The sequence below is a fragment of the Alkalihalobacterium sp. APHAB7 genome (genome assembly GCF_048323755.1).
Classification (GTDB): Bacteria; Bacillota; Bacilli; order Bacillales; family Bacillaceae_F; genus Alkalihalobacterium.
Genome location: NZ_JBLWFS010000002.1, coordinates 230,455 through 243,922, shown reverse-complemented (window position 1 = coordinate 243,922; position 13,468 = coordinate 230,455). Strand labels below are relative to the sequence as shown.

Below are 13,468 nucleotides of genomic sequence, written 5' to 3'. Positions count from 1 at the left end.
TCGCAGATCGAAGAAGACATGATTGAGGGCAGTCTCCGTCCGCAACAATTCTCTCAGTACATTGGGCAGGAGAAGGTTAAAGAGAACCTTAAGATCTTTATTGAAGCGGCAAAAATGCGTCAAGAATGCTTAGATCATGTCCTCTTATATGGCCCGCCAGGACTTGGTAAAACAACCTTGTCTGCTATTATTGCGAATGAAATGGGAGTTCAGATGAGAACGACTTCCGGTCCAGCTATAGAAAGACCAGGTGATTTAGCGGCCGTATTAACAGCTTTAGAACCTGGGGATGTCTTGTTTATCGATGAAATTCACCGGTTAAACAGGGTGGTTGAAGAAGTGTTATATCCTGCGATGGAAGACTTTTGTATTGATATTGTTATCGGTAAAGGACCAACAGCTAGATCAGTACGTTTAGACTTACCACCATTTACACTTGTTGGTGCAACGACAAGAGCAGGGTTATTGTCAGCACCATTGAGAGATCGTTTTGGCGTTTTATCAAGGCTTGAATTTTACAATGAAAAAGAACTGTCTCAAATTGTTATACGCACTGCAGACATTTTAGAAGTAGAACTAGGAGAAGATGCTGCACTAGAAATTGCAAGGAGATCTCGAGGGACACCTAGGATTGCTAACCGATTGCTCCGCCGAGTCCGTGACTTTGCCCAAGTACAAGGAGATGGGCAAATAACGGCATCCTTAGCTCACCACGCTTTAGAACGTCTGCAAGTCGACCGTTTAGGATTGGATCATATTGATCATAAATTATTAATGGGGATTATTGAAAAGTTTCGTGGTGGTCCAGTCGGTATTGATACGATTGCAGCCACAATTGGTGAGGAACCAGAAACAATTGAGGAAGTGTATGAACCATACCTTCTTCAAATTGGCTTTTTACAAAGAACTCCCCGTGGAAGAGTAGTTACACCTTTAGTCTATAACCATTTTCAAATGGAGGTGCCAGAAGCTTGAGCAATATGCCTAAGCTGTTAATTACGATTGGTGTCATTTTAATCGTAATCGGAATTTTGTGGCAAGTAGGGGGAAGAATATTACCTCTGGGAAAGTTGCCAGGTGACATCTTAATTAAAAAGGAAAATGCTACTTTCTATTTTCCAATTGTTACTTCCATTGTTTTGAGTGTAGTGATTTCACTTATTTTATTGATCATCGGACGATTTCGTTAGGTTGTACTTGTGTTTAAGTTTTCGTTTATGTATGCTAATAAAGATTGACATCTGATCATTTTGAAAAGGAACGAATAAAATGAATGTAAACGACTTTGACTTTCACTTACCAGAAGAATTAATTGCTCAGACCCCTTTACTTGATCGAACGGCATCACGGCTGCTTGTTTTGGATAAAGAAACGGGTGAAATAAAAGACCAACACTTCTACGACATCGTAGACTTTTTTAACGAAGGAGACTGTCTTGTATTAAATGATACGAGGGTTCTTCCTGCTCGGCTGTTTGGAATAAAAGAAGATACAGGAGCTAAAGTAGAAGTTCTTCTTCTCAAACAATTAGAAGGTGACTCTTGGGAAACGCTAGTAAAACCAGGCAGAAAGGTGAAAGAAGGGACTACACTCGTTTTCGGTGAAGGAAAGCTTCGGGGCATCTGTAAGCAGAGTCTTGATCATGGTGGCAGAATTATCGAATTTCAGTATGAAGGGATTTTTCATGAAATATTAGATTCTCTTGGTGAAATGCCTCTTCCACCTTATATTAAAGAACAGCTTGAAGATCAAGATCGTTATCAAACCGTCTTTGCTAAACATCGCGGGTCAGCAGCTGCACCAACTGCAGGGCTACATTTTACTGAGGAACTTCTTGAGAAGCTTCGAGAAAAGGGTGTACACCTTGCTTTTATTACGTTGCACGTAGGTTTAGGTACATTTAGACCCGTTAGTGTCGAGAGTATTGAAGAGCATGAGATGCATGCTGAGTTTTATCAAATGACCGAAGGAACAGCTGCGCTTCTTAACGAGGTAAGGAAACAAGGTGGAAAAATTACTGCTGTAGGAACAACGTCCGCCCGAACACTAGAAACGATTGCCAGCCAACGTGATGGAGAGTTTGAAGCGGCTTCAGGATGGACGGATATTTTTATTTACCCTGGGTATACATACCGTGGCATTGACTCTTTAATTACAAACTTTCACCTTCCAAAGTCAACACTAGTCATGCTCGTATCGGCATTGGCAGGAAGAAAAAATATACTTTCAGCTTACGAACATGCGGTCCGAAATAAATATCGCTTTTTTAGTTTCGGTGACGCTATGTTTATTAGAGAAGGAGGGCAACGTTAATTGTCTGCCGTAACCTATGAATTAATTAAAACGTGTAAACAGTCTGGAGCTCGACTAGGAAAAATTCATACTCCCCATGGTGTAATTGAGACACCGATTTTTATGCCAGTTGGGACATTAGCAACAGTGAAGACGATGAGTCCGGAAGAATTAAAAGAAATTAACGCACAAATTATTTTAAGTAATACGTACCACCTTTGGTTGCGACCAGGTCATGATATCGTTAAAGAAGCAGGTGGTTTACATAAATTTATGAACTGGGACCGTCCCATCTTAACCGATTCTGGTGGATTTCAGGTCTTCAGCTTAAGTGATTTACGTAAGATCGTAGAAGAGGGTGTCCATTTTAGAAATCATTTAAGTGGAGAGAAGTTATTCCTTAGTCCTGAAGGCGCGATGGAGATCCAAAATGCGTTAGGACCAGATATTATGATGGCGTTTGACGAGTGCCCACCATACCCTGCAGAATATGATTATATGAAAAGCTCTGTTGAACGGACGAGCCGTTGGGCTGAGAGGTGTTTAAAGGCTCATAAACGACCAGAGGACCAGGCGTTATTCGGAATTGTCCAAGGTGGAGAATATGAGGAACTCCGTAAGCAAAGTGCTGCTGATCTCGTCTCACTGGATTTTCCGGGCTATGCAATTGGCGGTTTATCCGTAGGTGAACCGAAAGATGTTATGAATCGAGTGTTGGAATTTACTACACCACTTTTACCGACAAATAAGCCTCGTTATTTAATGGGGGTAGGTTCACCGGACGCTCTTATCGATGGTGCCATTCGAGGAATTGATATGTTTGACTGTGTATTACCGACACGTATTGCCAGGAATGGTACATGTATGACTAGCACGGGACGTCTTGTTGTTCGTAATGCAAAATATGCTAGAGATTATCGACCTCTTGATGAAAATTGTGATTGTCATGTATGTAAAAATTATAGTCGTGCCTATATTCGACATCTTGTAAAATGTGAGGAAACTTTCGGATTTCGACTTAGCTCTTACCATAATCTTTATTTCCTGATAAAATTAATGGAACAAGTGAGACAAGCAATTCGTGAAGACCGTCTTCTTGACTTCAAAGAAGAGTTTTTCGAACAATATGGATTTAATAAGCCTAATGCGAAAAACTTCTAAAATCGTTCAAAGAAAATGATCGTATGATCGTCTTTTTGAACAAAACGAAAAACATTATACTTTATAAAGGGGGGAAATTAACATGGAAATGCTAGGTACTATTTTACCGTTGCTGCTGATGTTTGCAATCTTCTGGTTTTTACTCATTCGTCCACAGCAAAAGCGTCAAAAAGCAATTCGTGAAATGCATGCAGCCTTACAAAAAGGTGATAAAATTATCACAATTGGCGGCATGCATGGTGTCATCGATTCAATCGACGAAGACATCATGGTTATTCTTGTAAACGATAACCGTAAGCTTACGTTTGATCGTAACGCGGTACGTGAAGTTGTAAACCCAGATTGATCTACATAAAAGAGACTGACTCTTAAGGCTTAAATCTACGGTGTGTAGAAGTAACTGAGCCTTAATATAGTCAGTCTCTTTTTTTGTTTGTATAGATAGGTACAGTTTATTGTTTGAGGTAAAGATTGTAGCATGGAAATAAAAAAACTGTCCCTTAAGTTATAGCATTCTTAAAAGACAGCTTGTTTCATTTTTAAAAGATAAGAAAGCATAAAATTTGAAGATGTCTAGCTCCAGTGTTGAGCGACTAGCGAGGCTTCGCAAAACGGGCGCTTGCGCTTTTTTTATTTTCCTAAATTAACGCCTATTATTCCACCGAAGACCGAAGCGAGTAAATAGCCGCCATGATATAAATACTGTTCCATAGTAAAGGTTGAATTGTATCCTAAATATTGGATCAATAATGTGATTACTGTAAATAAAAGCGCAGTACCTGCTCCTACCATCCACCCCTTTTCTTTGGCTTTAACACCAGCAATCATTCCACCGATGAAAAGTGCTAAAAAGGATACGATAAGAATAAACCAAGAAAATGATGCTTCAGTTAAAGAACTGAATGATAATATTAATGAAATAACAAAGCTAAAGGCAACAGCAATAAACAATACACCGATTAGACCATAAAGCATGGATCCAAATATACCACGGTATGCCAATGAAATCTCTCCTTTCAATCATTCATTTATAGAGGATGTTCAAAAAGTCCGGGCAAAATCTCTGTCAGTAGAAGATCTTCGACTAACCCCCCCACGTCCTGTGGGAACGTCGAAGTCACCACGTCCTGTGGAAGCTCGTTGGTTTGTTGCTGCGTTCCTCACGTATTAATAACATACGCTGTGGTACTCGCAACTGCACCGCCTCGAACTTCTTGGATCTTTTGTCCTCCTTTTTGAACACGCACTTATACAGTTAATACAGCTTATTCATGCTTGGCCAAACATAGAATAAACTTTTTGAAAATTGTTTGGTTTTTTAATACTTGGTTGCAAATTTGTCTGTATTTTAGGTATGCGTGAAGAGCGATGCATTCGCATGCTAACCGTTCAAAACAAATAGCAACCTTTGAGAAAAAGGGCCTCTAAAAAAAACACATGAATGGGACATCCCTAACATAGGATGGTAGAAATAAGAGGAGAGGAAAATTCAGCATGGAAGTGACCTTAGCCTTTATCATTTTTATCATCAGTTACATATTCATCATTAGTGAGAAAATTAATCGGGCATTAGTGGCCTGTTTAGGTGGAGTAGGAATGCTTTTTGTTGGAATTATCGACTTGGATGGAGCTTTCCTGCAATATATTGATTGGCATACAATCTCGTTACTGTTAGCGATGATGATTTTAGTTTCTATAACTAGTCAAAGTGGTTTTTTCGAGTACATTGCCCTTCATGTTGCCAAATACGTTAATGGTAGACCTATTCCACTTCTTATTTTAATATCACTGATGACTGCATTGGGTTCTGCTTTTTTGAACAATGTAACGATGGTTTTATTAGTTGTTCCCATCATATTAACTCTAACTAAGCTGCTAAAGCTCAATGCTGTCCCTTTTTTGTTGTCGATCATACTGGCATCTAATATTGGAGGAACGGCTACTTTGATTGGAGACCCACCCAATTTGATGATTGGGCAAGCTGTAGATCATCTAACGTTCAATGATTTTCTTGTACATCTAGGGCCTGTGGTCCTACTCATTTTTATAGTTGTTATGTTAGGGTTGGTTGCGTATTATCGTAATTCTTTGCAGGTTACATTAGAGGATCAATCGAAATTAGAAAGAGTGCGTCCGAAAGATTATTTAAAGGATAAAGTTTTATTATTTAAATCCATTTCGGTTTTAAGTCTTACGACGGTAGGCTTTATCATTCAACCTCTTTTGAACGTGGATATAACGAGCATTGCAATGGGTGGTGCGCTGCTACTCATGCTGTTAACCTATCAACAGCAAGATGTAGAAGAGGTATTTAAGTCGATTGAGTGGGTAACGTTATTCTTTTTTATCGGGTTATTTATGCTTGTGGGTGGAATTAAAGAAGTTGGCTTGATCGATGAAATGGCAAAGTCAATTATTTATTATACAGAAGGTGACTTACCAAAAACTGCTATCTACATCTTGTGGGGATCTGGTATACTTTCTGGCTTTGTTGATAATATTCCGTTTGTAGCAGCAATGATCCCAGTTATTCTTGAGTTTCAGAGTTATGGAATGACGAACTTAGATCCTTTATGGTGGTCACTAGCTTTAGGTGCTTGTCTAGGAGGGAATGCAACACTAATTGGCGCGACAGCAAATGTGATTGTTGCAGGTCTTGCTGTGAAAGCGAAACAATCTTTTAGCTATCTAGAGTTTTTAAAAGTAGGTGCGCCGGTTGCTCTTGTCTCGTTTATTATTTCCACAATTTATATTTATTTTCGTTATTTGATTTATTTTTAGCGCTCTCCCATTATGCGTGAAGCTAAAAACGGTGCAAAAGCAACAAATTTTATGTGAATAGCCATTTTTAAAACAATTTATATTGAGAAACTGAGTCCAGATAACACTTTGAACTTGTTACCAAAAGCTTCATCTCATGTTCTAACTGTCTAAGGTAAAAATAAACCTAAGTTTCCTTGTTATAAGGGAGGACTAGGTTTATTTTGCTTTAGCTTTTATTGTAGCTTTATGACGTACGTAGGAGTGAGATGAAGGGAGGCGCGATCACTTGGATTTTTCAACGATAATTTTACGGACAATCTTTATATATTTTATCATTCTGTTTATTTTTCGTTTTATGGGTAAACGAGAAATTGGTCAGTTATCAGTCCTTGACTTTGTCGTGTCAATTATGATTGCAGAGTTAGCGGTAATCTCAATTGAAAATATTCGTGTCCCGATGCTACATACCATCATTCCGATCGTCGTACTTTCTTTAATTCAAATTTTCTTTGCATTTATTTCACTAAAAAGTGAGAAATTACGAAAACTTGTAGATGGTAAGCCATCAGTGTTAATCAACCAAGGAAAAATTGATGAAGGAGAAATGAGAAAGCAACGGTATAATTTTGATGACTTACTCGTTCAACTCAGGCAAAACAAAGTAAGTAAATTGTCTGATGTGGAGTTTGCTATCCTTGAGCCTTCAGGTAAGTTATCGGTTATTGAAAAAGATAAAGACCGTCCAGATGATCAACAGCCAAGATTACCATTACCAGTAATTCTCGATGGAAAAGTAAATGAAGATCATCTCGAACAACTCGGTAAAACGCCATTATGGTTAAGACAACAATTACGGAAACTCGGTTATCGAGATGTTAAAAAAATCTCTTATTGTGCTATACACGATGACGATAGCTTCTTTATTGATTTAAAGGATGAAAAATAAGAGCTAGCCCTCCTTTATTTAACGAAATGGAGGGGAGCTACACTCCGTTCTTGGGCTTGTATAATTAAAAAAACGGTCCAATATAGTACATCCGTACAAGCAATAGGCTCCTTTCTGCAATAGGATGCAGTAGTAACAGAAAGGAGGAGACAGATGGATTATTATCAAATGTGTTGTAAGCACCAAGGAAAAGTTGTTACTATTTATGAAAAATGTGGACGTAGGCATTATGGCCGTATCGTTAATGTAGATCATCAATTCGTTTATATCGAACCCGTACAACCACGTTCTGGGGGACTTGGTGGGTTTAGTTATGGGTTTTATGGAGGATATGGACCTTATGGTTACGGCGCTGGTTATGGATACGGGAGGTTCGTACCCATTGCATTAGCGGCAATTGGAGGTTTTGCCTTAGCAAGTGCCTTCTTCTGGTGGTAAACCATAAGTGGTACCACAGCAGTAAACCGTACCACAGTAAACGGTACCAGGCACCTTTAACACATCAGTTCGTTAAAGGTGCCTGGTACCGATTTTTTTACGCTTTTGTGAATGGGGCTAGCCATTTTCCGATAAATGGTACCCGAATGATTTCTTCCTTTTTGATTAGACCAAGTACGATTAGGAGGAAGCCGTAGAACAGGCCAACAATCGATAGAGAGAGCAGGGTCTTAACAAGTAAGCCCATCGATAAGAATGCATGTTCATATAAGAGCATTCCAACGGATCCAGTCGCTATCATTGCAAGTAGCGATTTACCGACTTCTCGAACATGTAACGTAAAGCTTAATACTTTAACGATAGAAGCAAAGTGTAACAGTGTGACAAGGACCATACCAATAACAATCGCTAAGGCAGCACCCATTATTCCAAGCTCTGGTCTAGTTGCAAGAACAAATATTGCAGCTGTTTTAATGACGGCTCCGAATAAGCTGTTCATCATCGCAGCTTTTGCTAAATTTAAAGCTTGCAAAGTCGCTTGTAATGGCCCCTGAAAATATAAAAAGATGCTAAAAGGTGCCATGACTTGTAGATAGATCGCTGTGTTTGGAGCATTATACATCAAAGACATAATCGGCTCTGCAAATATATATAAAACGACAACAGAAATTCCACCTGATATAAGGGCAAGTCGTAAAGCTTGGTCCAAACGATGATTAATTAATCGGTATCTTTTTTGTGCGGCTGCTTCACTAATCGCTGGGACGAGAGAAACAGATAAAGAATACGTGATAAAAGTTGGTAATAAAAGCAATGGAATGACAAACCCTGCAAGCTCACCGTACTGCTTAGTGGCAACGACTGTTGCAACCCCAGCAATCGCAAGACTTTGAGCAACAACAATCGGTTCAAAGAAAAAAGCAATGGATCCGATTAGTCGACTACCTGTTGTTGGAAGCGCGATACTCATCAGTTCATTAAATGTCGTTTTTCCTTGACGTAAGTAATCCATAAAGCCTCTACGAATTCGAATGCGCTTATTCGTTTTAAACATAAACAACATATAAAAGAGTGAAGCAAGTTCTCCAATAACGACAGAAACCATTGCTCCAGCCGCAGCGTATTCAACCCCGTAAGGTAAAAACGCACTTGTCATAACAGCTACTAGTGTAATTCGTACAACTTGCTCAATGACTTGAGAAAAAGCGGTAGGCCTCATATTTTGACGCCCTTGAAAATATCCTCTAAGCACACTCGATAAAGCTACAATTGGAACAATCGGTGCAATGGCAATCAGGGGAAGGTAAGCTCGTTCATCTGTTAATAACGTTTTAGCAATGATAGGTGCAAAAGCAATCATAGCGGTAGTAAAAATCCCACTTAGAATTCCTGTCGTTGCTAGTGAAACAACAAGAATTCTTTTTATCTTTTTGCGGTCTTTTTTAGCTTCTGCTTCCGCCACTAATTTCGAAATCGCAACAGGCAACCCTAATTGTGTAATGGTGATTACGAGTAGGAGGGTCGGTACGGCCATACTATAAAGCCCTACACCTTCAGCACCCATAATTCTAGCGACTACAATTTTATTTATAAACCCTAAAATACGTGTAATTAGTCCAGCTAATATTAAAATAATCGTACCTTGTATAAAGGTTTGTTTTGACATGTGAGAAGCCCTACTTTCTAATAATGTGGTCTATGTCTACATTCATTTATATGCAAGTAAGGTGGTCAAGCATGACAAGTTGTTCGGTGAAAATAATAACTGGAAAAATAAATTGACATAACTGTTAGAAAGTGAGAAGATGACTTTTGATTCTGAATGTTGACAGCATAAACAAAACAAGCTGTACATAAATTGAAATACATCTCATTGTTAAAGGGGATTTAATATGTTTGAGTGGAAAAATATCTTTCGCGGTATGATGATTGGGATATCTGACCTTGTCCCTGGTGTAAGTGGGGGAACGATTGCTGTTATCCTAGGAATTTATGATCGTTTAATTGCAGCAATTAGTGGTTTCTTTAGTCGAAAGTGGAAAGATTATCTGGGCTTTTTAATTCCTTTAGCCATCGGAGCAATATTAGCAGTTTTTCTCTTAAGTCATCTAATTAAATGGTTGTTAGCGTACTATCCACAGCCGACTTATTTCTTCTTTCTAGGTTTAATAGGCGGAATTATTCCTTACCTATTTAGCAAGATAGATTATAAGAATACGTTTAAGCCTGCACATTATTTAGTTCTAGTTGTGTCTAGTATTGCTATTGGATCGACAGTCTTCTTTGTTGAAAGAGAAAGTCATACATTAATTGAAACGGTGACAGCTTCATCTGGACTAGTCTTTTTCTTCTCGGGCTGGATTGCAAGCATGGCGATGCTATTACCTGGAATAAGTGGATCTTTTGTCTTGTTATTAATAGGTGTATATCATTCTGTTATTCACGCCGTTGCGGAGTTAAACCTATTGATTATACTTATTGTTGGGGCAGGAGTAGGGGTTGGCTTAATTGTGAGTAGTAAGATCATTCGTTTTTTACTTAAGACGTTACCCGTTTTCACATATGCTTTTATCATTGGAATGGTCATCGGGTCCATCGTAGTCATTTTCCCTGGAATCGAAAATAACATAATGTTACTGATCGTTAGTATTGTAACGTTTATTGCTGGTTTTTCTGTAGCTACCTTCTTTGGCAAAATGGAAACCAGTCGTAATGGAAAACTGTCCTAAGGGGCAGTTTTTTTTTATGGACACCGGGAACAACATTGCTGATTAAAACCAAAAGCGGCGAATGATAAGCGGTAGAGGGAAAAATTAGGAGAAAACGTGAACGGAAAGCGGCGAATGATGAGCGGTAGAGGAAAAAGTTAGAAGAACGTGTTAACCAAAAGCTGTGAATGGTGAGCGGTAGAGGAAAAAACTAGGAGAACCCATCAACTAAAAACATGATCGGCGCACATAAAAGGAAAAACTCATGAAAATCCACGAACCAATTTTAGTCATTATTATATGATAGCAACGAAAATTCCCCAATGAACGAAAAATAAAAACCACTTGATTATAATAGTTTTTTTATCAGGAAAAAGATTATAATGGAAAAAAGGGGAAAAAGGAGAGTCGATCTTATGAAACAGCAGTTTGAAGTTTGGAAAGATGATGTCATGCCTGCTCTGCAAAGTAAAGTAGAAGAGTTTCAGATGCTTGGGTATAACAAAGCGACAGTAGATCACCTATGGAAAAGTGTGATGTACAAATTACGTAAGAAAAAGGATTATGTCCACCTCCATGAATTTGTTAATGTGATCTTAACCCTTCGTGCCCCGGATTATATGAATTATTTAACAGTAGAAAGTTACAATGCTACCGATTGGTTCGCCAATGAAGGAGTTATGGAAGAGTTAGTAGGAGAGGAGGACAAGTAAACCGCAATATTAACCTATAATTGACATGGAAAAAGTACAATAGCTATAATTGAACTATTGCTTATTTTATGGACAAGTATAATTGTTGTGATTGTTAAGGAGGAAGTACATACTATGGTGAAAAAAGGTCGTATTTTTACTTTTTTTCTCATTGTAATTATTCTTGGTGGTTTAATAAGTACGACCATTATGGGAATTGCAAAGGAAATTAAGTTAGGTTTAGATCTTCAGGGTGGATTTGAAATCTTATACCAAGTCAAGCCTGTCGATGAAGGCGGTGTCATTGATGATGATGTCCTCAATGCAACCGTTAGTGCTCTTAATCAACGTGTTAACGTTCTAGGTGTTTCAGAGCCATACATAACGATTGAAGGTGAAGACCGAGTCAGGGTTCAATTGGCTGGAGTAGAAGATCAACAAACCGCACGTGATTTACTAGCGACTGAAGCACAGCTAACCTTCCGTGACGTCGATGATGTTGTTAAATTAGATGGAGCGGATCTTCAAGAAGGCGGCGCACGCGTAACTTTTAATGAAGCGAACCAACCCGAAGTAGCGGTTACACTAAAAGATGCGAACCAGTTTGGAGAAGTAACGCGAGAAATTCGTGACCGTGCTCCACAAGGTGAAAACCTTCTTGTCATTTGGTTAGATTATGAAGAAGGCGATAGCTTCTATGAAGAAGTAGGAAAAGAAAATCCTAAATTTTTATCAGCACCAACGGTTAGGGAAGTTTTAAATACAAGAAATGTCGTTATCCAAGGAAACTTTACGATTGATGAAGCGACGTTTTTAGCAGAAGTACTGAATGCGGGTGCTCTTCCTGTGCAGCTTGAGGAGCTTTATTCTAACTCAGTTGGAGCGTCACTCGGTGAACAAGCGATGAAGAATACGATCTTCGCTGGATTTATTGGCGTAGCGCTTATTTTCTTGTATATGTTAATTTTCTATCGTTTTATGGGGACAATCGCAGTTATTACTTTATCCGTGTACATTTTCCTCGTCCTCGTTATTTTTAACTGGATGAATGCGGTATTAACATTACCAGGGATTGCTGCATTAATTTTAGGTGTCGGGATGGCAGTTGACGCCAATATCATCACATATGAACGAATTAAAGAAGAAATTCGTTCCGGAAAATCGATCATGTCAGCGTTTAAAGCTGGAAGTAGACGTTCATTATCGACGATACTTGATGCAAACATCACAACAATCTTAGCGGCTAGTGTCCTGTTTTACTATGGGACAAGTTCTGTACAAGGTTTTGCGATTATGTTAATTGTCAGTATTTTAACCAGCTTTTTAACAGCGGTTTACGGTTCAAGATTATTATTAGGGCTTTGGGTTAATAGTCGAATTTTTAACAAAAAGCCTCGCATGTTTGGTGTAAAGGAGAGTGAGATCAGTGAGCTTTAATTTTCATGACCGAACGATTGACTTTGTCAAACACCGTAAGAAGTTTTTCATCCTTTCTTTGGTCGCAGCTCTCGTTGGAGTTGTCTTACTCTCAACAGTTGGATTAAATCTAGGAATTGATTTTGAAAGTGGTTCACGAGTTGAAGTGGCGACAAATGAACCTGCTACAGCAGAGCAAATCATGGAGGACTTTGCTAGTATCGGTGAAGGGTATACCCCAGATGATATTACGATGGCAGGAGAACAAAATAATCTCGTCCACGCACGTTTCATAGGTCAGCTTGAACCGAATGAGATTGCTGAGATCCAAATCTACTTTAATGAAAAATATGGCGCTGAACCGAATGTAAGTACAGTATCTCCGATGGTTGGTAAAGAGCTGGCCCGTAACGCTTTAATTTCCGTAATGATCGCATCGGTTGGGATTGTTATTTATGTAGCGATACGTTTTGAGTGGCTTTATGGAGTTGCAGCGGTTGTGGCATTATTCCATGATGCATTCTTTATTATTGCTGTATTTAGCGTCGTACAGTTTGAGGTCAATGTTCCGTTTATTGCGGCTGTGCTGACGATTGTAGGTTACTCGATAAATGATACGATCGTTACTTTTGACCGCATTCGAGAAAATATGAATAAAGCGAAGCGTGTGAAATCATTTGATGATTTAGCAAATATAGTGAATGTAAGCTTAACGCAAACATTAGCTAGATCGATTAATACGGTTCTTACAGTAATTCTAGCTGCAGCTGCGATTTTCATTTTCGGCGGCGAAGCGATTCGCTCGTTTGCATTTGCCTTAGTTATCGGATTAGTAGCAGGAACGTATTCTTCGATTTTCTTAGCGGCTCAATTATGGCTCGTATGGAAGTCTAAGCAATTAGAGAGAAGAAAATTTAAAAGTAAGTCTCAAGCTGAAGGCGAAGTTTAAAGAATTAAGGTCACGGTGCATACCGTGGCCTTTTTGTTGGTATAATTTACTTATGTGCATTTTTACACGGAATAGAACGAATACGATGTTAATAAGATATTAA

The 13,468-nt window shown here is 38.8% G+C and carries 14 protein-coding genes; 12 read left to right on the top strand and 2 right to left on the bottom strand.

What is annotated here, in order from left to right; all coding sequences use genetic code 11:
• The first annotated feature begins 18 nt into the window (after positions 1-18).
• From ruvB to yajC, 5 genes are all read left to right on the top strand, one after another.
• Positions 19-975, top strand: a complete 957-nt coding sequence (ruvB, locus tag ACNSTQ_RS03565) for a Holliday junction branch migration DNA helicase RuvB (RefSeq protein ID WP_418198563.1) — start codon at positions 19-21, stop codon at positions 973-975.
• On the top strand, positions 972-1,190 hold the full coding sequence (locus ACNSTQ_RS03560) for a DUF2905 domain-containing protein (protein WP_418198470.1): 219 nt from the start codon (positions 972-974) through the stop codon (positions 1,188-1,190). The genes ruvB and ACNSTQ_RS03560 overlap by 4 nt, the downstream gene beginning before the upstream one ends.
• Before the next feature lie 79 nt (positions 1,191-1,269).
• Positions 1,270-2,313 carry a tRNA preQ1(34) S-adenosylmethionine ribosyltransferase-isomerase QueA gene (gene queA, locus ACNSTQ_RS03555; protein WP_418198469.1) on the top strand — a complete coding sequence of 348 codons (1,044 nt, stop codon included), beginning with the start codon at positions 1,270-1,272 and terminating at the stop codon, positions 2,311-2,313.
• Positions 2,314-3,453 (top strand): tRNA guanosine(34) transglycosylase Tgt, encoded by a 1,140-nt coding sequence (gene tgt, locus ACNSTQ_RS03550; RefSeq protein ID WP_418198468.1) that lies wholly within the window; start codon positions 2,314-2,316, stop codon positions 3,451-3,453.
• Positions 3,454-3,535: 82 nt separating this feature from the next.
• On the top strand, positions 3,536-3,799 hold the full coding sequence (gene yajC / locus ACNSTQ_RS03545) for a preprotein translocase subunit YajC (RefSeq protein WP_418198467.1): 264 nt from the start codon (positions 3,536-3,538) through the stop codon (positions 3,797-3,799).
• A 284-nt stretch (positions 3,800-4,083) separates the two neighbouring features.
• Here yajC and ACNSTQ_RS03540 read toward each other — a convergent pair whose 3' ends face one another.
• Positions 4,084-4,428: a TIGR04086 family membrane protein gene (locus ACNSTQ_RS03540; RefSeq protein WP_418198562.1), complete on the bottom strand. Its 345-nt coding sequence runs from the start codon at positions 4,426-4,428 to the stop codon at positions 4,084-4,086.
• A gap of 519 nt (positions 4,429-4,947) precedes the next feature.
• Between ACNSTQ_RS03540 and ACNSTQ_RS03535 the strand changes: the two genes are divergently transcribed.
• The 3 genes from ACNSTQ_RS03535 (at position 4,948) to ACNSTQ_RS03525 (ending at position 7,600) form a co-directional block, all read left to right on the top strand.
• A complete protein-coding gene (locus ACNSTQ_RS03535) occupies positions 4,948-6,234 on the top strand; it encodes an ArsB/NhaD family transporter (protein WP_418198466.1) in 1,287 nt (428 codons plus the stop codon).
• A gap of 268 nt (positions 6,235-6,502) precedes the next feature.
• Positions 6,503-7,162 (top strand): DUF421 domain-containing protein, encoded by a 660-nt coding sequence (locus ACNSTQ_RS03530; protein ID WP_418198465.1) that lies wholly within the window; start codon positions 6,503-6,505, stop codon positions 7,160-7,162.
• Between the two features lie 153 nt (positions 7,163-7,315).
• The gene (locus ACNSTQ_RS03525) at positions 7,316-7,600 is read left to right on the top strand and encodes a hypothetical protein (protein WP_418198464.1); all 285 of its coding nucleotides are present in this window, start codon (positions 7,316-7,318) and stop codon (positions 7,598-7,600) included.
• Between the two features lie 97 nt (positions 7,601-7,697).
• Here the strand turns inward: ACNSTQ_RS03525 and spoVB are convergent, their stop codons facing one another.
• On the bottom strand, positions 7,698-9,266 hold the full coding sequence (gene spoVB / locus ACNSTQ_RS03520; RefSeq protein ID WP_418198463.1) for a stage V sporulation protein B: 1,569 nt from the start codon (positions 9,264-9,266) through the stop codon (positions 7,698-7,700).
• Positions 9,267-9,492: 226 nt separating this feature from the next.
• Here spoVB and ACNSTQ_RS03515 point away from each other — a divergent pair, with 226 nt between their 5' ends.
• From ACNSTQ_RS03515 to secF, 4 genes are all read left to right on the top strand, one after another.
• Entirely contained in the window at positions 9,493-10,329 is an 837-nt protein-coding gene (locus ACNSTQ_RS03515) for a DUF368 domain-containing protein (RefSeq protein ID WP_418198462.1), read from the top strand.
• Between the two features lie 395 nt (positions 10,330-10,724).
• Positions 10,725-11,021 (top strand): post-transcriptional regulator, encoded by a 297-nt coding sequence (locus tag ACNSTQ_RS03510; RefSeq protein ID WP_418198461.1) that lies wholly within the window; start codon positions 10,725-10,727, stop codon positions 11,019-11,021.
• A gap of 114 nt (positions 11,022-11,135) precedes the next feature.
• Positions 11,136-12,437 carry a protein translocase subunit SecD gene (gene secD / locus ACNSTQ_RS03505; protein WP_418198460.1) on the top strand — a complete coding sequence of 434 codons (1,302 nt, stop codon included), beginning with the start codon at positions 11,136-11,138 and terminating at the stop codon, positions 12,435-12,437.
• Complete coding sequence (gene secF, locus ACNSTQ_RS03500) at positions 12,427-13,365, top strand: protein translocase subunit SecF (protein ID WP_418198459.1); 939 nt, start codon at positions 12,427-12,429, stop codon at positions 13,363-13,365. The genes secD and secF overlap by 11 nt, the downstream gene beginning before the upstream one ends.
• The last annotated feature ends 103 nt before the right edge of the window (positions 13,366-13,468 follow it).